Origin of the sequence: Kosakonia sp. CFBP8986, assembly GCF_034044935.1 — a bacterium.
Taxonomy (GTDB): Bacteria; Pseudomonadota; Gammaproteobacteria; order Enterobacterales; family Enterobacteriaceae; genus Kosakonia; species Kosakonia cowanii.
This window is the reverse complement of sequence record NZ_JAXCXB010000002.1, coordinates 14,241-33,901: the sequence shown is the minus strand read 5'-3', so window position 1 is coordinate 33,901 and position 19,661 is coordinate 14,241. Positions and strand designations below refer to the sequence as shown.

The following is a 19,661-nucleotide window of genomic DNA, read 5'->3' as shown; positions in this document are numbered from 1 at the left end:
CCTTCCCGGTTAAGGAAGAGGGCCTGTTTTACTGCTTTACGAGCTTAGCCGAGCTGCTTGCGCGCGTTGCGGAAGATACGCATCCACGGGCTGTCTTCGCCCCAGTTTTCCGGGTGCCAGGAGTTGGCAACGGTACGGAAAACACGCTCCGGGTGCGGCATCATAATGGTGACGCGCCCGCTTTCGCTGGTCACCGCGGTGATACCGTTCGGCGAGCCGTTCGGGTTTGCCGGGTAGCGCTCGGTCACGCTGCCGCTGTTGTCGACATAGCGCAGCGCCACCAGCCCTTTGCTTTCAAGCTGTGCCAGATGGGCAGCATCACGCACTTCGACACGCCCTTCACCGTGCGATACGGCGATAGGCATATGCGAACCGACCATGCCATTGAGCAGCAGCGATGGGCTCTGCATCACTTCCACCAGGCTGAAACGCGCCTCGAAGCGATCGGAGTGGTTACGCACAAAGCGCGGCCACAGTTCGCTGCCCGGAATCAACTCACGCAGGTTCGACATCATCTGGCAGCCGTTACAGACACCCAGCGCCAGGGTTTGCGGACGGTGGAAGAAGGTTTCGAACTCGTCGCGTACGCGCTCATTAAAGAGGATCGATTTCGCCCAGCCTTCGCCCGCGCCCAGCACGTCGCCATAAGAGAAGCCGCCGCAGGCGACCAGCGCGTGGACATTCTCCAGCCCGCTGCGCCCGGCCAGCAGATCGCTCATGTGGACATCAACTGCGTCAAACCCGGCGCGGTGGAACGCCGCCGCCATCTCAACGTGGGAGTTAACGCCCTGCTCACGCAGCACGGCCACTTTCGGCCGCGCGCCGGTGGCAATAAACGGTGCCGCGATATCGTCATTGATATCAAACGTCAGTTTGACGTTGAGGCCCGGATCGTTGTCGTTGGCTTTCGCCTCGTGCTCCTGATCCGCGCACTCCGGGTTATCGCGCAGGCGCTGCATCTGCCAGGTGGTTTCCGCCCACCACATACGCAGCGTGGTGCGGCTTTCACTGAACACCGGCTGCCCGTCCGCTTCAATCACAAAGCGATCGCCTTCGACCGCACGGCCAAGATAGTGCACAACATCGCTTAAACCGTAGGCCGCCAGCACGCTCTCAACCGCCTCGCGGTCGGCTGCGCGCACCTGAATCACCGCGCCCAGCTCTTCATTAAACAGCGCCGCCAGACGATCGTTGCCCAGCGCGGCGATATCGACATTCACGCCGCAGTGGCCGGTAAAGGCCATCTCTGCCAGCGTCACCAGCAGGCCGCCGTCGGAGCGGTCGTGGTAGGCCAGCAGTTTTCTCTCTGCCACCAGCGCCTGAATCGCGTCATAGAAGCCTTTCAGCTGTTCGACGTTACGCACATCCGCAGGTTTGTCGCCCAGCTGGCGGTAGACCTGCGCCAGCGCCGTTGCGCCAAGGGCGTTGCTGCCCTTGCCGAGATCGATTAACAGCAGGGCATTGTCGTCGGTTGAAAGCTGCGGCGTCACGGTGTGGCGCACATCTTCAACGCGGGCAAAGGCGGTGATCACCAGCGACAGCGGCGACGTCATTTCGCGCTGCTCGCTCCCCTCCTGCCAGCGGGTCTTCATCGACATCGAGTCTTTACCCACCGGAATGGTCAGACCGAGCGCCGGACACAGCTCTTCGCCCACCGCTTTCACCGCCGCATAGAGACCGGCGTCTTCACCCGGGTGACCAGCCGCGGCCATCCAGTTGGCGGAGAGTTTGATACGTTTGATATCGCCGATGTGCGTCGCCGCGATGTTGGTCAGCGCTTCGCCGACCGCCAGCCGCGCCGAGGCGGCAAAGTCGAGCAGCGCCACCGGAGCGCGTTCACCGAGCGCCATCGCTTCACCGTAGTAGCTGTCCAGGCTGGCGGTGGTCACCGCGCAGTTGGCAACCGGGATCTGCCACGGGCCGACCATCTGATCGCGCGCCACCATGCCGGTGACCGTACGGTCGCCGATGGTGACAAGAAAAGTTTTCTCCGCCACGGTCGGCAGGTGCAGCACGCGGTTTACCGCGTCAGCCACGGTAATACCGTGAGTGTTGAAGCTGTCGCCGGTCGCCTGGCGCGTCGCCACATCGCGCGTCATCTTCGGCGTCTTGCCAAGTAGCACATCCAGCGGCATATCGATTGGCTGGTTGTCGAAGTGGCTGTCGTTCAGCGTTAAGTGCTGCTCTTCGGTCGCGTCGCCAATCACCGCGTAGGGTGCGCGCTCGCGGCGGCAGAGTTCGTCGAACAGCGGCAGCTGATCCGCCGCCACCGCCAGCACATAGCGCTCCTGGGATTCGTTACACCAGATCTCCAGCGGGCTCATGCCCGGTTCGTCGCTCAGAATATCGCGCAGCTCAAAGCGGCCGCCGCGACCGCCATCGCTCACCAGCTCCGGCATGGCGTTTGAGAGACCGCCCGCGCCGACATCGTGAATAAAGAGGATCGGGTTGGCTTCGCCCAGCTGCCAGCAGCGGTCAATCACCTCCTGGCAACGACGCTCCATCTCCGGGTTATCGCGCTGCACCGAGGCGAAGTCGAGATCGGCATCGGACTGACCGGATGCCATTGACGAGGCCGCGCCGCCGCCCAGGCCGATATTCATCGCCGGGCCGCCGAGTACGATCAGCTTGGCGCCAACCACGATCTCGCCCTTCTGCACATGATCTTCACGGATGTTGCCGATCCCGCCTGCCAGCATGATCGGCTTGTGGTAGCCGCGCAGCTCTTCGCCGTTGTGGCTGTTGACCTTCTCTTCATAGGTACGGAAGTAGCCATTCAGCGCCGGACGGCCAAATTCGTTGTTGAATGCCGCGCCGCCCAGCGGGCCGTCGGTCATGATATCGAGCGCGGTAACGATGCGCTCCGGCTTGCCGAAATCCTCTTCCCACGGCTGCTCGAAGCCGGGAATACGCAGGTTGGAGACGGAAAAGCCGACAAGGCCCGCTTTCGGCTTCGCGCCGCGCCCGGTCGCGCCCTCATCGCGGATCTCACCGCCGGAGCCGGTTGCCGCGCCCGGCCATGGTGAAATAGCGGTCGGGTGGTTGTGCGTCTCCACCTTCATCAAAATATGGGTCGGCTCCTGGTGGAAATCGTAGCGACCTTCAGCGCGATCGGCATAAAAACGACCAACCGCGGAACCTTCCATCACTGCCGCGTTATCTTTGTAGGCAGAGAGCACAAAGTCCGGCGTTTTCTCGAAGGTGTTTTTAATCATTTTGAACAGCGACTTCGGCTGCGGCTGCCCGTCAATCACCCAGTCGGCGTTGAAGATTTTGTGACGGCAGTGCTCCGAGTTCGCCTGGGCGAACATATAGAGTTCGATATCGTTCGGGTTGCGCCCCAGGCGCGTAAAGGCGTCGTGCAGGTAATCGATCTCATCTTCCGCCAGCGCCAGCCCGAGACGCAGGTTGGCATCGATCAGCGCCTGACGGCCTTCGCCCAGCAGATCCACGCTCTGTACCGGCGCGGGCTGGTGGTGTTCAAACAGGCGCGCGGCGTCCGCTTCAGCGTTAAATACGCTCTCCATCATGCGGTCATGCAGCTGCGCAGCCACCTCTTGCCACTGGGCGTCGGTCAGGCTGGCGGCTTCAACGTAGTACGCCACGCCGCGCTCAAGGCGGTTGATCTTTTCCAGACCGCAGTTGTGGGCGATGTCGGTAGCTTTGGATGACCAGGGAGAGATGGTGCCGGGACGAGGAGTGACGAGCAGTAATTTTCCGGTTGGGGTGTGGCTGCTAAGGCTTGGGCCATATTTCAGCAGGCGCTGGAGCCGGGCGTACTCTTCTTCGGTGAGCGCCGCGTTGAGGTCGGCAAAGTGAGTATATTCGGCATAAATATTGCTCACCGGCAGGTTGGTGGCCTGAAACCGCGCCAGCAGTTTGTTAATACGGAATGCGGACAGGGCAGGCGAACCACGCAGAATTTCCATCATAAGTCTCTCGTCTTCGATTACGAAGCGTCGGGGACGCTTAAAGTGTGCACCAGGGAAAACGGGCGTCATTATAGAGAATCCTGACGCCCGACGAAACCGTTTGCGTGGAAATAAAAAACGGCGGCGATTTTTAGCAATAGCTGTGGCCGAATGCTGTAATTTGTTGCCAACTGCCGTTTAGTTACGCAGAATGCCGCTAAATCAGCAGCAATCCCCTTGCTGTGATTGCGAAAACCTTTTGAGGCAAAGTACGGCGCAGAGAATTAACTCCTTGAAAAGATTTCAGATTAATTATCTGCTCATCGGCATTGTCACCCTGCTGCTGGCAGCGGCGCTGTGGCCATCAGTCCCCTGGTTTGGCAAAGCCGATAACCGCATCGCGGCTATCCAGGCGCGCGGGGAGCTGCGCGTCAGTACCATTTCGACGCCGCTTACTTACACCTCTATCAACGGCAAAAATTACGGCCTCGATTACGAACTGGCGCAACAGTTTGCCGACTACCTCGGCGTGAAACTTAAAATCACCGTACGCCAGAACATCAGCCAGCTGTTTGACGACCTCGATCACGACAACGCCGATATGCTCGCCGCCGGGCTGGTCTATAACAATGAGCGCGTCAAAAGCTACCAGACCGGGCCAGTCTACTACTCCGTTTCTCAACAACTTGTCTATCGCGTCGGCAGCTATCGCCCGCGTACGCTGGCGGAAGTGAATGAGAGCCAGTTGACCATTGCCCCCGGTCATGTCGCGCTGGACGATCTGCGCGAGATAAAAGAGAAGAAGTACCCCAATCTCAGCTGGAAGGTGGATGAAAAACTCGGCACTACCTCCCTGCTTCAGCAAGTGGTCGACGGCAAACTGAGTTATACCGTCGCCGATTCGGTGGCGATCAGCCTCTTCCAGCGCGTTCACCCGGAGCTGGCGGTGGCGCTCGATATCTCTGATGAACAACCCGTCACCTGGTTTAGCAAGCGCGACGACGACAATACGCTCTCGGCGGCGATGCTCGACTTCTTCAACACCATTAATGGCGAGGGGATCCTCGCGAGGCTCGAAGAGAAGTATCTCGGGCATGGCGATGGCTTTGATTATGTTGATACCCGCGCCTTTTTACGCGCCGTTGATAGCGTGCTGCCAGAGTTACAGCCGCTGTTTGAGAAGTATGCGCAGCAGATCGACTGGAAGCTGTTAGCGGCAATTTCCTATCAGGAGTCCCATTGGGACACGCAGGCCACCTCGCCGACGGGCGTGCGCGGGTTGATGATGTTGACCCGCAATACGGCGCAGAGCCTGGGGCTCAGCGACAGAACCGATGCCGAGCAGAGCATCAGCGGCGGCGCGCGCTACTTGCAGGATATGATGAGCAAAGTGCCGGATAGCGTGCCGCAGGATGAGAAGATCTGGTATGCGCTGGCGGCCTACAACATGGGTTATGCGCATATGCTTGATGCCCGCGCGCTGACGGTGAAGACCAAAGGCAATCCGGATAGCTGGGCCGACGTAAAACAACGCCTGCCGCTGTTAAGCCAGAAGGCCTACTACAGCAAATTACGCTACGGCTATGCCCGCGGGTATCAGGCGTATGCCTACGTGGAAAATATCCGCAAATATGAGATTAGCCTGGTGGGGTATCTGCTGGAGAAAGAGAAAGAGCTCGCCACAACGCTCAAGCTGGCGCAGAGCTACCCGGCGGTGTCGAGCGCCGAGCTTGATCAGCCGACCTATGGCGTGTTGCCCTTCAGCGCGCTGACCGTCGACGAGGCGTTTGGCCACCATTCGGTTTTACCGCAGGATACGCTGCAACTGAAGGTTAACCGCTGATTAAGTTGCCGGATGGCGCTGCGCTTATCCGGCCTACAAAATCCCGACCCACTGTAACCGCTCCTGTAGGCCTGATAAGGCGGAGCCGCCATCAGGCACTGCCCGCCGGATGGCGCTGCGCTTATCCGGCCTACAAAACCCCGACCAACTGTAACCACTTCTGTAGGCCTGATAAGGCGGAGCCGCCATCAGGCACTGCCCGCCGGATGGCGCTGCGCTTATCCGGCCTACAAAACCCCGAGCAACTGTAACCACTTCTGTAGGCCTGATAAGGCGGAGCCGCCATCAGGCACTGCCCGCCGGATGGCGCTGCGCTTATCCGGCCTACAGAGGCAATCGCCCCCAAGAGCTGATCAGGCGTTGCCGGTTTTCAGGGCTTTCTTCTCCAGCCGACGCTGGCGGAAGAAATCGCTTAACATCGCGGCGCACTCATCGCGCAGCACGCCTTCGGTAAACTCGATCCGGTGATTCATCCCCGGATGGTGAAGCACATCCATCAATGACCCTGCCGCGCCGGTTTTCGCATCCCGCGCGCCAAACACCAGTTGCCCGATGCGGCTATGTACCATTGCGCCCGCGCACATCACGCAGGGCTCCAGCGTGACATAGAGCGTGGTGTCGATCAGCCGGTAGTTTTGCAGCACCAGCCCGCCCTGGCGCAGCGCCATAATCTCCGCGTGCGCGGTGGGATCGTGACGGCCAATTGGGCGGTTCCACCCTTCGCCAATCACCTGGTTGTTATGCACCAGCACCGCGCCCACGGGCACTTCGCCCTCTTCCCAGGCGCGCTTCGCCAGCGTCAGCGCATAACGCATCCAGTGTTCGTGAGTCAGTTCGGGATTGGACAAAGGTATAAACTCCAGTAATTCAGGCGGGGCGCATTATACACACCCCTAATACGTTCGACACTACTCAAGCTGTTGCAGTTCGCCACGGCGCGTAACGCGCCAGCGGTGCTGGCAGAAGTAGAGCAACGGGTTGTCCTGTTTACTGTCGCTGTAGCCGCTGTAGAGACGCAGCGGCGTACCGATTTTGCGCTCTAATTGCGCGACTTTCTCATGCCCGAGGCAGCGCAGAGTCAGCACCCAACCGCCGTAGCCGCGGGTCATCTGGCTGGCGATGACATTGACGCGCGGCAGCCAGGGCGTGTCGAAATAGACCTGCTCAACCAGCGACTGCGGCGAGCCGGTGATGAGCCAGATATCCGCATCCGAGGCGGCCAGATAGTTGGTTAACCGCGTCTGCACCACCGGAAAGGCCGTGACGTGCCCGCGAAACCAGTCGGCGAATTTCTGCTGCAGGGCGTTGAGATGGCGCTCGCTGTGACCAAAGGTGCAGCCCCATAACAGCAGGCTCATCGGCCAGCGCGCGGCGCGGCCCTTTATCAGCAGCCCGGCACCAATCACCGGTAACAGCGGCAGCACAAGCAGCGCATTGAGCGGATGATGTCGCAGCAGATACCGCAAAAAGGTGCCGAACATATCCTGCTGATGTAATGTTCCATCAAGGTCAAAAAATACAACGCGGCGTTCACTGGTAGCCAAAAGATATTCCTCTGTGGGTTAACGCTCCATCGCCGGGACGCTCCGTTTGGCGATTACACTACAACTAGCCTAACAGATAGATCCTCACTTTTCCGGTAACAGCCTGTTATCAATACCTGCAATAATACGCGCCACACGTTTTCTCCCCTACTTAATACAGGTGACAATGACTCCAGCACCCCGCACAACGCCGCGACGCGCCTTACAGATCCCAGCCTTTCGCTACCTCTTTTCCGCCCGCCTGCTTACCGTGCTGGGCAACGGTATCGCGCCGATCGCGCTGGCTTTCGCGGTGCTTGATATTGGCGGCTCGGCGGCCGATCTTGGCCTTGTAGTGGCGGCACGCTCGCTGTTTAACGTCGCGTTTTTATTGATTGGCGGCGTGCTGGCGGATCGCTACTCCCGTAGCCGCGTGATGGTGCTCTCCTCTCTTGTCGCCGCCCTCTCACAGGGGGCGGTCGCCTGGCTGGTGCTTGATGGCTCAGCCAGCGTCATGTTGCTCGCCCTGCTTGGCACGCTGAATGGCGCGGCGGCGGGCATTGCCCTTCCCGCCTCCTCGGCGCTGGTACCGCAAACCGTGCCCGTTCACCTGCGGCGCGAAGCGAACGCACTGCTGCAGCTTGGGATTTACAGCGGGACGGTCATCGGTGCCTCGCTCGGCGGGATCCTGACCAGTGCGGTCGGCCCCGGCTGGGGGCTGGCCATTGATGCGCTCGGCTTTGCCGCCTCGGCACCGCTCTATTACGCGATTCGCGTCGGTACCATTAAGGCAGCAGAGGCTACCAGCAATATCCTGCAGGATCTGCGCGACGGCTGGAAAGAGTTCGCCAGCCGTCCCTGGGTCTGGTCGGTGGTGGTGCAGTTCACCCTGATTAACGCCGCTTTCAGCGGAATTGTGATGGTGCTCGGCCCGGTGATTGCCGACAGCGCTTTTGGGCGAACCCAGTGGGGGCTGATTATCGCCGCGCAGAGTATAGGTCTGATTGTCGGCTCGTTCCTGGCGCTGCGCTGGCGGCCTAAACGCGATCTCTTTATCGGCGTGGTGCTGATGGCGTTCTGCGCCGTGCCTACCTGGCTGCTCGGCCAGGCGGCACCGGCACACTGGCTGATGGCGGCATTCTTTTGCGCCGGGATCGTCTTCGGCCTTTTCGGCGTGGCGTGGGCGCAGTCGCTGCAAACGCACATCCCGGCGGAGAAGCTGGCGCGGGTCTACGCCTGGGATGCGATGGGATCGTTTATTGCCATTCCGGTGGGCGAACTGGCAGCCGGGCCGCTGGCGATGCATTTTGGCAGCGAAACGGTGTTAACCACCTCGGCGCTGGGGGTGATCCTCGCCTGTATTGGCGCGGGTCTGGTGCCCGCAATCCGCCGTCTTGAGAGCGCGCCACAGGTGAAAGCGAGTGGCTCTGGCCTCTCCAGTTGATCGCTATCAAACCCCGCACGGAGAAACTTTGTGCTGCCAGAATTTTTAATTCATAATCACCGCCCATGGATGGAATAGTTAATTCATCCGCGTAATACACCAGGCAGTGAGTTACGTGAACACCCCGGAGATCGTATGAACTGTTTGATCCGCATTCGCCAGCGCTATCCCGGCCTTGCGCAGAGTGATAAAAAGCTGGCGGAATTTCTGCTCGAAAACCCCGATCGCGCCCGCCATTTAAGCTCGCAGCAGCTGGCGGCGGAAGCGGGTGTCAGCCAGTCGAGCGTGGTGAAATTCGCGCAGAAGATGGAGTTCAAAGGCTTCCCGGCAATGAAGCTGGCGATCAGCGAAGCGCTGGCCAGCAACCCCAACCCCTACTCTGTACCGGTGCATAATAAAATTCGCGGCGATGACGCCCTGCGCGTGGTCGGCGAGAAGCTGATTAAAGAGTACCAGAGCGCGATGCACGCCTCGCTGGATGTGAACAGCGAAGAGAAGCTGCTGGAGAGCGTGCGCCTGCTGCGCGAATCGCGGCGCATTGTGCTGACCGGTATCGGCGCGTCGGGCCTGGTGGCGCGCAATTTTGGCTGGAAACTGATGAAGATTGGCCTGAACGCCATTGTCGAACAGGATATGCACGCGCTGCTGGCGGCGGTGCAGGCGCTGGAGCCGGGCGATCTGCTGCTGCCGGTCTCCTACTCGGGCGAACGGCGTGAGATCAATCTGGCGGCTGACGAAGCGTTACGCGTGGGAGCAAAGATCCTCGCGATCACCGGTTTTACCCCCAATGCATTACAGCAGCGCGCGACCCATTCGCTCTACACCATTGCGGAAGAGCAGGCAACGCGCAGCGCGGCCATCTCCTCCACCAGTGCCCAGATGATGCTGACGGATCTGCTCTTTATGGCGCTTGTTCAGCAGGATCTTGAGCATGCCCCGGAGCGTATTCGCCACAGCGAGGAGCTGGTAAAAAAACTGGTTTGAGCAGGCAATCATCGTATAATGCCCGCCCTGTTTGTGTTGTTTCTGAGAATTTCCTGATGGCGCTGTTAATTACCAAAAAATGCATCAACTGCGATATGTGCGAGCCGGAGTGCCCGAATGAGGCGATTTCGCTCGGCGAGAGCATTTATGAGATTAACAGCGACCGCTGCACCGAGTGCGCGGGCCATTACGATACGCCGACCTGCCAGAAAGTGTGCCCGATCCCCAATACCATCCTGAAAGATCCGGCACATCAAGAGAGCGAAGAGCAGCTGTGGGATAAATTCGTGCTACTGCATCACTCTGACAAAATCTAACTCTCGATAATCACCGTCGCACAAGCGTAGTGGCGTTCATCCGCCAGCGTGACGTGCACAGAACGCACGCCCATCCGCTCTGCCAGCTGCTCAGCTTCACCCCACAGGCGCAGGCTCGGTTTCCCAAGCTCATCATTGAACACTTCGAATTGATTGAATGCGAGGCCGTTGCGAATGCCGGTGCCGAGCGCCTTTGCCGCCGCCTCTTTCACCGCAAAGCGTTTGGCGAGAAAGCGCACCGGCTGCTGGTGCGCCTCGTAGAGCGCCCACTCATTAGGGCTGAGCACGCGCTTCGCCAGCCGATCGCCGCTGCGGGCGACCACCGCTTCAATGCGTGCGATCTCAACGATATCGGTGCCCAGTCCTAAGATAGCCATTATGCGCGCGCTTCCAGCATCAAACGTTTCATCTCCGCCACCGCCTCTTTCAGACCACTCATCACCGCACGGCCAATAATTGCGTGCCCAATATTCAGCTCGTGCATCTCTGGCAGCGCGGCGATCGCTTTAACGTTGTGGTAAGTCAGGCCGTGACCAGCATTTACTTTCAGCCCGAGGCTGGCGGCATAGGTCGCGGCGTTGGCGATGCGCTCCAGCTCTTTCGCCTGCGCGGCCTCGTTTTCAGCATCAGCGTAACAGCCGGTGTGGATTTCAATATAGGGTGCGCCCACTTCCGCCGCGGCCTGGATCTGCGCGTTATCGGCATCGATAAACAGCGACACCAGAATACCCGCTTGTGCCAGGCGCTGGCAGGCATCGCGCATTTTGTCGCGCTGACCGGCCACATCCAGCCCGCCTTCAGTGGTCACTTCCTGGCGCTTTTCCGGCACCAGACAGCAGAAGTGCGGCTTCGTTTCGCAGGCAATCGCCAGCATCTCGTCGGTAACAGCCATTTCAAGGTTCATGCGCGTGTGCAGCGTCTGGCGCAGAATACGCACATCTCTGTCGGTAATATGGCGACGATCTTCACGCAGATGGACGGTAATACCATCGGCACCTGCCTGCTCGGCGATAAACGCCGCCTGCACCGGATCCGGGTAAGCGGTGCCGCGCGCGTTGCGCAGAGTGGCAATGTGATCGATGTTTACGCCCAACAGTAATTCAGCCATGACAATCCTCAGTTTCGCAAAATTTCCGGCGCGGTCTTCGCCCCGCCTGGTCTGTGATCCTGCCGCTAGCGCTTAGGCACAAACTGCCGAAATAACTCCCGGCTTTTGAGCGGCTTGCCTCCAAGATACGGCTTCAGGGCGATGCGGGTAAAGCGCTTTGCGGCACGCAACGTGTCGCTGTCCGGAAACTCCCGCTCGGAGAGCGCGCGTAAGTGTCGCCCGGTGAAGGTGGTGTTGTCGACCACGACGCTGGCGATAAAGCCCTTCTCTTCGCGGTAGCGATAGGTCATGCCATCTTCCACCGCCTCGCCGCTGCCCGCACAGTGCAGAAAATCGACGCCGTAACCGAGATGGCCAAGCAGCGCCAGCTCAAAGCGGCGCAGCACCGGCTCCGGCGAACCACTTACGCCGGCCAGCGCCTGGATACAGTGCAGATAATCAAAAAAGAGTTCGGAGAACCGCGTTTCATGCTCCAGCACGCGGGAGATGAGTTCATTGACGTAGAGACCGCTGTAGAGGGTGATGCCGCTTAACGGCAGCGCCAGCGAGACCGCTTCGGCACTGCGCAGGGTTTTGACTTCACCGCGCCCGCCAAAGCGCACCAGCAGAGGGGTAAAGGGCTGCAAAGCGCCTTTGAGGTTGGAACGTTTGGAGCGTGCGCCTTTAGCAACCAGGCGCACACGACCGGACTCTTCCGTGAAGACGTCCAGCATTAAGCTGGTTTCGCTCCAGGGACGGCTATGAAGAACGAAGGCACGCTGCCATCCCTCCATCCGGTGTTACTCAGAGATCGTCGACATAACCGAGACTGCGCAGCGCGCGCTCGTCATCGGCCCAGCCCGATTTCACTTTGACCCACAGTTCAAGGTGAACTTTGGCTTCAAACATCTCTTCCATATCTTTACGGGCTTCGATGCCGATGGTTTTGATTTTGGCGCCTTTGTTGCCAATCACCATCTTCTTCTGCCCTTCGCGCTCAACGAGGATCAGGCCGTTGATGTCATACCCGCCGCGCTCATTGGTAATAAAGCGCTCGATCTCTACGGTGACCGAGTACGGCAGCTCTGCGCCAAGGAAACGCATCAGCTTTTCGCGGATGATTTCAGAGGCCATAAAGCGCTGCGAGCGGTCAGTGACGTAATCTTCCGGGAAGTGGTGAATCGCTTCTGGCAGATGCTTGCGCACGACGCTGGCGATGGTATCAACGTTCATGCCGGTTTCCGCAGAGAGCGGCACGATGTCGAGGAAGTTCATCTGGCTTGCCAGGAACTGCAGGTGCGGCAGCAGATCCGCCTTCTCCTGCACGTTGTCGACTTTGTTCACCGCAAGGATCACCGGTGCACGGGCATCACGCAGCTTGTTCAACACCATTTCGTCATCCGCCGTCCAGCGGGTGCCTTCAACGACGAAGATCACCAGCTCAACGTCGCCGATAGAACTGCTGGCCGCTTTGTTCATCAGACGGTTGATGGCGCGCTTCTCTTCCATATGCAGACCCGGGGTATCGACGTAGACCGCCTGATAAGCCCCTTCGGTATGGATGCCGACGATACGGTGGCGCGTGGTTTGCGCTTTACGGGAGGTGATCGAGATCTTCTGCCCGAGCAGCTTATTCAGCAGTGTGGATTTGCCGACGTTGGGACGTCCAACGATGGCGATAAATCCGCAGTAGGTGTTTTCAGTTTCAGTGCTCATTCCAACTCCAGTTTTTTCAGCGCCTGTTCGGCGGCAGCCTGCTCCGCCTTGCGACGGCTGGAACCCGTGCCAACCACCGGTTCGCTCAGGCCGCTGACCTGGCAGTGGATAGTAAATTCCTGATCGTGCGCTTCGCCACGCACCTGCACCACCAGATAGGAGGGCAGCGGCAGATGGCGACCCTGCAAGAACTCCTGCAGGCGCGTTTTCGGATCTTTTTGTTTATCGCCAGGACTGATTTCGTCGAGGCGCGTCTGATACCAGCTGAGGATCAATTGCTCAACGGTCTGGATGTCGCTATCCAGGAACACGCCGCCGATCAATGCCTCTACGGTATCCGCTAAAATCGATTCACGGCGAAAGCCGCCGCTTTTCAACTCACCCGGCCCGAGGCGCAGGCACTCGCCCAGCTCAAATTCGCGGGCGATTTCCGCCAGCGTATTGCCGCGTACCAGCGTCGCGCGCATGCGGCTCATATCCCCTTCATCCACGCGTGGAAAACGGTGATAGAGGGCATTGGCGATCACAAAACTTAAAATCGAGTCGCCGAGAAATTCGAGACGCTCGTTATGTTTGCTACTGGCGCTGCGGTGAGTTAAAGCCTGCTGCAACAGATCGTGATGTTGAAAAGTGTAGCCCAGCTTCCGCTGAAGCCGATTAATTACGATGGGGTTCATGCGTTACCAATAAATAAATGCGTCAACAATGCAGCACACGAAACCGACCTGAAGAACCAACGCGGTTTCGTGTGCTGTGGCACCCGGAGGGCCAGCCTTAAACTTCGGGGGAATATTCTATACGCAACGAGGAGGGATGTCGTTAGTAAGAAGGGAATAATCCTGGAAATAATTCGGGGCGCAACAAGAATAATTACGCCCCGCTGAATCAATGAATTCCGCCGATACGATTCAGGCGCACGCCTGTCGGCCATTCACCTTCCTGTTTCTCGAAACTCATCCAGATTGCCGTCGCGCGGCCAACCAGATTCGCTTCCGGCACAAAGCCCCAGTAGCGGCTGTCTGCGCTGTTATCGCGGTTGTCACCCATCATGAAGTAGTGACCCGGCGGCACAATCCAGGTGGCCAGCGGCTGGTTCTGCTGACGGTAGTAAATACCGAGCTGATCCTGCGCGATGGGCACGTTGAGAATACGGTGCGTGACGTCGCCCAGCGTCTCTTTACGCTCGGTGAGACGCACGCCGTCTGCCATGCTCTGCCCTTTCGCCATCTGGAAGAAGCCGCTGCTCGCTTCGCCGCCGTTACGACGGCCAAAGGTCTGCACAAAATCGCTCTCTTCCACATTGCTGTAGGTGACAGGCAGCGCATTGCCGCACGCCTGGCCGGAACTGCAATTTGGCTGCACGGTAACCTGTTTCGTCACCGGATCGTAGCTCACTTTATCGCCCGGCAGGCCGACCACGCGCTTGATGTAATCGAGGCGTGGATCGTCCGGATATTTAAACACCGCGATGTCGCCACGTTTCGGATGACCGGTTTCGATCAGCGTTTTCTGGTAGATAGGATCTTTAATGCCGTAGGCAAACTTCTCCACCAGAATAAAATCGCCGATCAAAAGCGTTGGCATCATCGAGCCTGACGGGATCTGGAAGGGTTCATAGATAAATGAACGCACCACCAGCACAATCGCCAGCACCGGGAAAACCGAAGCCCCCGTCTCCAGCCAGCCCGGTTTCGGGCCAACTTTTTTCAGCGTCTTCGCATCAAGCGCATCGCCCGTCGCTGCCTGCGCAGCGGCCTGACGCTCCCGGCGTTTCGGTGCAAAAATAAACTTATCCAGGCACCATAAAAAACCTGTCACCAGCGTCGCGATCACCAGGATCAGGGCAAACATGTTCGCCATGCCAACTCCTTTAGGTTATTTGCTCTCTTTGCCAACATGGAGAATGGCGAGGAACGCTTCCTGCGGCAGCTCAACGTTACCAACCTGCTTCATGCGTTTCTTACCGTCTTTCTGTTTCTGCAACAGCTTCTTCTTACGGCTGACGTCACCGCCATAGCACTTCGCCAGCACGTTTTTACGCAGCTGTTTCACGGTTGAGCGGGCAATGATGTGGTTGCCAATCGCCGCCTGAATCGCGATATCAAACTGCTGACGCGGGATCAGCTCTTTCATCTTCTCGACCAGCTCGCGACCGCGATACGGCGCGTTATCGTTGTGGGTGATCAGCGCCAGCGCATCGACGCGATCGCCGTTGATCAGCACGTCAACACGCACCATGTTGGAGGCCTGGAAGCGTTTGAAGTTGTAATCCAGCGAGGCGTAGCCGCGCGAGGTGGACTTCAGGCGGTCGAAGAAGTCGAGCACCACTTCTGCCATCGGGATTTCGTAGGTCAGCGCCACCTGTTTACCGTGGTAAACCATGTTGGTCTGCACACCGCGTTTCTCGATGCAGAGGGTGATGACGTTACCGAGGAACTCCTGCGGCAGCAGCATATGACACTCGGCGATCGGCTCGCGCAGCTCTTCGATGTTGTTCAGCGGCGGCAGCTTGGAAGGGCTGTCGACGTAGATCACCTCTTTGTTGGTGGTCTGCACTTCATACACAACTGTTGGTGCCGTGGTGATGAGGTCAAGATCGTATTCACGCTCCAGACGCTCCTGGATGATCTCCATATGCAGCAGGCCGAGGAAGCCGCAGCGGAAACCGAAGCCGAGCGCGGTGGAGCTTTCCGGTTCGTAGAACAGGGAGGCATCGTTAAGGCTCAGCTTGCCGAGGGCGTCACGGAAGTTCTCGTAGTCATCGGAGCTGACCGGGAAGAGACCGGCGTAAACCTGCGGTTTCACCTTTTTAAAGCCGGGCAGCGCTTTGTCTGCCGGGTTGCGGGCAGCGGTCAGGGTATCCCCTACCGGCGCGCCGAGAATGTCTTTGATGGCGCAGACTAACCAGCCTACTTCGCCGCACTTCAGTTCGGTACGGTCGATCTGCTTCGGCGTGAAGATGCCGAGACGGTCAGCGTTATAAACCTGGCCGGTGCTCATCACTTTGATTTTGTCGCCTTTGCGCATGGTGCCGTTTTTGATACGCACCAGCGAGACCACGCCGAGGTAGTTATCGAACCAGGAGTCGATGATCAGCGCCTGCAGCGGAGCGTCAGGATCGCCTTCCGGCGGCGGAATGTCGCGCACCAGGCGCTCAAGAACATCCGGTACGCCAACGCCGGTTTTCGCCGAGCAGCGCACCGCATCGGTGGCGTCGATGCCGACGATATCTTCAATCTCTTCCGCCACGCGCTCAGGATCGGCCGCCGGCAGGTCGATTTTGTTCAAGACCGGCACCACTTCCAGATCCATCTCCATCGCGGTGTAGCAGTTCGCCAGCGTCTGCGCTTCCACGCCCTGGCCTGCGTCAACCACCAGCAGCGCACCTTCACAGGCGGCCAGCGAGCGGGAAACTTCGTAGGAGAAGTCAACGTGGCCCGGGGTGTCGATAAAGTTCAGCTGATAGGTTTCGCCATCGGTGGCTTTGTAATCCAGCGTCACGCTCTGGGCTTTAATGGTAATGCCGCGTTCGCGCTCGAGATCCATGGAGTCCAGCACCTGGGCTGCCATTTCGCGATCGGAGAGACCACCGCAAATCTGAATAATACGGTCAGACAGCGTCGATTTACCGTGGTCGATGTGAGCGATGATCGAAAAGTTACGAATATTCTTCATAGAGTGAGATTTTATGCCTTACGAGTAACTAAGAGGCCTGTTCGCGCCTGACGTCAATGTACTGAAACGCCGCATTCTACACTACAACCACAACGCGGGGAAATGCTCAAACCGCCCACACTTTGTAAGCGGTAACAGGCAGGATCAGGGGCGGCTTTCAGCGGATGCGTCATCGACGCGAATAAGGTTCGGCGGCAGGCCGACGCTAAGGATTATTGGCTGCCATTCGCTACGGGTGGCAAGCTTTGGCGAGAGACCACGCGCCAGCAGAAAACCGCCGATACCGCCCAGCACGGCGCCGCTAAACGCCGCCATATCGTTGCCAAACAGCGTCTGGAACAGCGCGCCCATTACAAACAGGCCAAGCAGAGGCGTCATATAGACTAATACTGCAGAGCCAAGCAGGCTGCTCTCCGCAATACCCAGCTCCACTTTCTGCCCAGGCTCCAGCGGCTCAGCGCAGGGTACAGCGATGGTGTGCGTAGTTTGCGGGCCAAGCTTGTTGAGTACGCGGCTGCCGCAGCCAGCACGCGAGGCGCAGCTGCTGCATGAGGCTTTCACGTCACACTCGACCAGCGCCTGGCCATGCTGCCAGGAGACGACGGTTGCCCACTCTTTAATCATTGCGCAGCCCTGAATTTGACGTTATCCGCAATGCGTTTTGCCGTTTGCGGCGGCAACTCGCCCACGATAGTAATTTCGGCGTTGTCACGCACGGTAGTGCTGACAGTGCGTCGACCGGTGCGCAGCATCTGATCACTGCTGTTCTGGTTCGCACGGTTGATGTTAACCGAGAAGCTGAACAATCCATCGGAGTAGAGGCGTGATTCGACGGGCACATCGACGGTCGGCAGCTGACGGCGGCTGCTGGCAACTTCGGTGAAACCCTGCGGCAGCCATGACGGCACCCAGTTAAAGTTCACTTTGTCGCCCGTCGGCACCGAGAGCAGCGGCGGCAGGCTCGCTTTCGCCAGCGTTTGCATGCTGTCGCTTACCTGGCCGTTGACGTTAAACGCAATCACGCGGAACTGCTCAAGGGTTTCGCCATCGCGATCGAGCAGATCGACGCGCATCGGCAGCCGGCTCTCTTCGTCCATCCAGACAATGTAGCTGTAGCGCGTACCGTCACGCGCCACGACGCGGATCACTTCACACAGCCTGTCGGCAATGCGTGTGCGCCCGACGGAGATAAAGTCGTAGTATGGCGAAAGACGTTTGAAGTCGGTATAGACCAGCGACGGCAGCGAATCGACGATGTAGTTACCGTTGAGCGTGAAGGGCTCAAGGCCTGGCTCGAAGTAGCTGATCTCATTGCCGCGCTGCACCACTTCGCGGCGCGGGCCATCCATCTGCAGCAGCTGCGCAAGCGCCTGGTTGTCGAGACGCGCATGGCGATAGCGCAGCGATTCGACACCCTGTTTGTTGATGCTGATAAAGGAGAGTTCGTAATTAAGAGACTGGCTCGCTACATTCATCTGCTGTAACAACGCCCCGGATGAAACATCAGCCGAGGCGTTAGTTGAGCAAAGTAGACCAGCAGCCACAAAAGAGAGGGCACACCAAAGTTGCTTCATTACTGCGATTGCGTTCCTAAGGTTTGATTTCCTGGCACCTGGACAGCGGCCTGCTGAGTCTGCGCCTGTTCCAACTGAAGCTGCTCAGCGTGCAGGCGGCGTTGCAGTTCGTAATCCTGCAGCATCGCATTGATGCGACGACGCTGTTCCTGAACCTGCTGCTGCTGACCGGCACTTGCCGTCGCATCAGCCGGAACACCCAGGCTCACCGGGCTGGCTTTGCCCATCATCGGCAGTGTGTTAAACACTGGCGCTTCGGGCTGCTGGGTAGATTCAGCCTGGCCATTATAGTGCTGAACGCCAACAATGACAGCTAACGATACGCATGCCGCAACGCCCATCTGGGTGAGCTGGCTCGCCCACGGACGTACTTTGTGCCAGAACGGCATCTTCTGCCACTGCTGTGGTGCCGGCTGCGCTTCAGGGATAAGCGGCGTCGCAGGCTGCACGGCGTCACTCTCAATCGCGGCCATAACCCGATCGGAGATATCGAAATGCAGCAGGTCGGCAGTATCACCACGCATTGAATCACGGATGAGGTGGTAACTCGCCCAGGTTCGCTGCATTTCTGGATCACGGGACAGCTCACTGAGCAGTTCGTTATCCAGGGTCTCACCATCCATTAAAGCGGAAAGTTTTTCTTTCTGCATGCCTAATACCTTTTCCAGTATCCCGCTATCGTCAACGCCTGATAAGCGGTTGAACTTTATTATCAATGGCTTCCCGCGCACGGAAGATACGAGAACGAACTGTACCCACCGGGCAATCCATGATGACCGCTATCTCTTCATAGCTTAGGCCATCCAGCTCCCGTAACGTAATTGCCATACGTAAATCTTCCGGGAGAGACTCAATAGTGCGGAAAACGATTTGTCGCAGTTCTTCTGACAACATTAAGTTCTCAGGGTTCGAAATTTCTTTCAGCGCGCCGCCGCTTTCGAAGTTTTCCGCTTCATTCGCATCCACATCGCTGGATGGCGGCCTGCGCCCCTGAGCAACCAGGTAATTTTTCGCTGTATTCACAGCAATACGGTAGAGCCAGGTATAAAAAGCGCTATCACCCCTGAAAGAATCAAGCGCGCGATAGGCTTTAATAAAGGACTCTTGTGCTACGTCAGGCACATCGCCTGAAGGGACATAACGAGAGACCAGACTCGCCACTTTATGCTGATAGCGCACCACCAGTAAGTTAAAGGCTTTCTGATCTCCCTTCTGGACCCTTTCAACAAGAATCTGATCCGTTAACTGCTCGCTCATCCGAGGTAAAGTCTCCCCAAAACCCATTTCCACGCGTAGCCAGAACGCCACTCCAAAACTGCATTATGAGCAAGCAGCCAATTAGAGAGCAGACCGGTAAGAAAGTTCCGTCACGCCTTTGTTTTTGTGCAGAGTTACGCAGAACTTTCGTTATCACTCATTATAAGTCTGCCGACCAACTGCACCCTGTTCTCAAAGAAAAGACCTTAAGATCGCCAGAGATTACCGCACTAATGCTTTTTTTTCATCCTTAATACACCTTAGTAAACAAACAGCCTTTTCTTAGATTTTATCCTCTCTCTCCAGGCTGTGAGACCCACCATGTTTAGT

At 58.2% G+C, this 19,661-nt stretch carries 18 protein-coding genes; 4 read left to right on the top strand and 14 right to left on the bottom strand.

Features of this window, described 5'->3' with window-relative positions:
- Positions 1 to 44 precede the first annotated feature (44 nt).
- The gene (purL, locus tag SOM48_RS03845; protein WP_414672788.1) at positions 45 to 3,875 is read right to left on the bottom strand and encodes a phosphoribosylformylglycinamidine synthase; all 3,831 of its coding nucleotides are present in this window, start codon (positions 3,873 to 3,875) and stop codon (positions 45 to 47) included.
- A gap of 328 nt (positions 3,876 to 4,203) precedes the next feature.
- Here purL and mltF point away from each other — a divergent pair, with 328 nt between their 5' ends.
- Positions 4,204 to 5,754, top strand: coding sequence for a membrane-bound lytic murein transglycosylase MltF (gene mltF, locus SOM48_RS03840; protein WP_320511471.1), 1,551 nt, complete (start codon positions 4,204 to 4,206; stop codon positions 5,752 to 5,754).
- A gap of 353 nt (positions 5,755 to 6,107) precedes the next feature.
- Here the strand turns inward: mltF and tadA are convergent, their stop codons facing one another.
- Both tadA and yfhb read right to left on the bottom strand, forming a co-directional pair.
- Positions 6,108 to 6,602, bottom strand: coding sequence for a tRNA adenosine(34) deaminase TadA (gene tadA / locus SOM48_RS03835; RefSeq protein ID WP_128482342.1), 495 nt, complete (start codon positions 6,600 to 6,602; stop codon positions 6,108 to 6,110).
- 60 nt (positions 6,603 to 6,662) lie between these two features.
- Positions 6,663 to 7,298 carry a phosphatidylglycerophosphatase C gene (gene yfhb / locus SOM48_RS03830; RefSeq protein WP_034813854.1) on the bottom strand — a complete coding sequence of 212 codons (636 nt, stop codon included), beginning with the start codon at positions 7,296 to 7,298 and terminating at the stop codon, positions 6,663 to 6,665.
- 166 nt (positions 7,299 to 7,464) lie between these two features.
- On the opposite strand from yfhb, the gene SOM48_RS03825 reads away from it, so the two are divergent.
- From SOM48_RS03825 to SOM48_RS03815, 3 genes are all read left to right on the top strand, one after another.
- On the top strand, positions 7,465 to 8,721 hold the full coding sequence (locus SOM48_RS03825) for an MFS transporter (protein WP_320511469.1): 1,257 nt from the start codon (positions 7,465 to 7,467) through the stop codon (positions 8,719 to 8,721).
- A gap of 135 nt (positions 8,722 to 8,856) precedes the next feature.
- Positions 8,857 to 9,705, top strand: coding sequence for a MurR/RpiR family transcriptional regulator (locus tag SOM48_RS03820; RefSeq protein ID WP_023481181.1), 849 nt, complete (start codon positions 8,857 to 8,859; stop codon positions 9,703 to 9,705).
- A 56-nt stretch (positions 9,706 to 9,761) separates the two neighbouring features.
- On the top strand, positions 9,762 to 10,022 hold the full coding sequence (locus SOM48_RS03815; protein ID WP_320511468.1) for a YfhL family 4Fe-4S dicluster ferredoxin: 261 nt from the start codon (positions 9,762 to 9,764) through the stop codon (positions 10,020 to 10,022).
- Here the strand turns inward: SOM48_RS03815 and acpS are convergent.
- The 11 genes from acpS to rpoE all read right to left on the bottom strand — a co-directional run bounded on the left by acpS (position 10,019) and on the right by rpoE (position 19,331).
- On the bottom strand, positions 10,019 to 10,399 hold the full coding sequence (gene acpS / locus SOM48_RS03810) for a holo-ACP synthase (protein ID WP_054804448.1): 381 nt from the start codon (positions 10,397 to 10,399) through the stop codon (positions 10,019 to 10,021). The genes SOM48_RS03815 and acpS overlap by 4 nt on opposite strands.
- The gene (gene pdxJ, locus SOM48_RS03805; RefSeq protein WP_023481260.1) at positions 10,399 to 11,130 is read right to left on the bottom strand and encodes a pyridoxine 5'-phosphate synthase; all 732 of its coding nucleotides are present in this window, start codon (positions 11,128 to 11,130) and stop codon (positions 10,399 to 10,401) included. Before pdxJ ends, acpS begins: the two co-directional genes overlap by 1 nt.
- A 65-nt stretch (positions 11,131 to 11,195) precedes the next feature.
- Positions 11,196 to 11,903, bottom strand: a complete 708-nt coding sequence (gene recO, locus SOM48_RS03800; protein ID WP_023481189.1) for a DNA repair protein RecO — start codon at positions 11,901 to 11,903, stop codon at positions 11,196 to 11,198.
- Between the two features lie 10 nt (positions 11,904 to 11,913).
- Positions 11,914 to 12,825, bottom strand: coding sequence for a GTPase Era (gene era / locus SOM48_RS03795; protein ID WP_054804444.1), 912 nt, complete (start codon positions 12,823 to 12,825; stop codon positions 11,914 to 11,916).
- Positions 12,822 to 13,502 carry a ribonuclease III gene (gene rnc / locus SOM48_RS03790; protein WP_076768826.1) on the bottom strand — a complete coding sequence of 227 codons (681 nt, stop codon included), beginning with the start codon at positions 13,500 to 13,502 and terminating at the stop codon, positions 12,822 to 12,824. The genes era and rnc overlap by 4 nt, the downstream gene beginning before the upstream one ends.
- A 208-nt stretch (positions 13,503 to 13,710) precedes the next feature.
- On the bottom strand, positions 13,711 to 14,685 hold the full coding sequence (gene lepB / locus SOM48_RS03785) for a signal peptidase I (RefSeq protein WP_023481224.1): 975 nt from the start codon (positions 14,683 to 14,685) through the stop codon (positions 13,711 to 13,713).
- 15 nt (positions 14,686 to 14,700) lie between these two features.
- Positions 14,701 to 16,500: a translation elongation factor 4 gene (gene lepA, locus SOM48_RS03780; protein WP_023481268.1), complete on the bottom strand. Its 1,800-nt coding sequence runs from the start codon at positions 16,498 to 16,500 to the stop codon at positions 14,701 to 14,703.
- Positions 16,501 to 16,644: 144 nt separating this feature from the next.
- Positions 16,645 to 17,124, bottom strand: coding sequence for a SoxR-reducing system protein RseC (rseC, locus tag SOM48_RS03775; protein WP_023481219.1), 480 nt, complete (start codon positions 17,122 to 17,124; stop codon positions 16,645 to 16,647).
- On the bottom strand, positions 17,121 to 18,074 hold the full coding sequence (gene rseB, locus SOM48_RS03770; protein WP_023481233.1) for a sigma-E factor regulatory protein RseB: 954 nt from the start codon (positions 18,072 to 18,074) through the stop codon (positions 17,121 to 17,123). The genes rseC and rseB overlap by 4 nt, the downstream gene beginning before the upstream one ends.
- Positions 18,074 to 18,724, bottom strand: coding sequence for an anti-sigma-E factor RseA (rseA, locus tag SOM48_RS03765; protein WP_320511467.1), 651 nt, complete (start codon positions 18,722 to 18,724; stop codon positions 18,074 to 18,076). The genes rseB and rseA overlap by 1 nt, the downstream gene beginning before the upstream one ends.
- A 31-nt stretch (positions 18,725 to 18,755) precedes the next feature.
- A complete protein-coding gene (gene rpoE, locus SOM48_RS03760; RefSeq protein WP_042716751.1) occupies positions 18,756 to 19,331 on the bottom strand; it encodes an RNA polymerase sigma factor RpoE in 576 nt (191 codons plus the stop codon).
- Between the last annotated feature and the right edge of the window lie 330 nt (positions 19,332 to 19,661).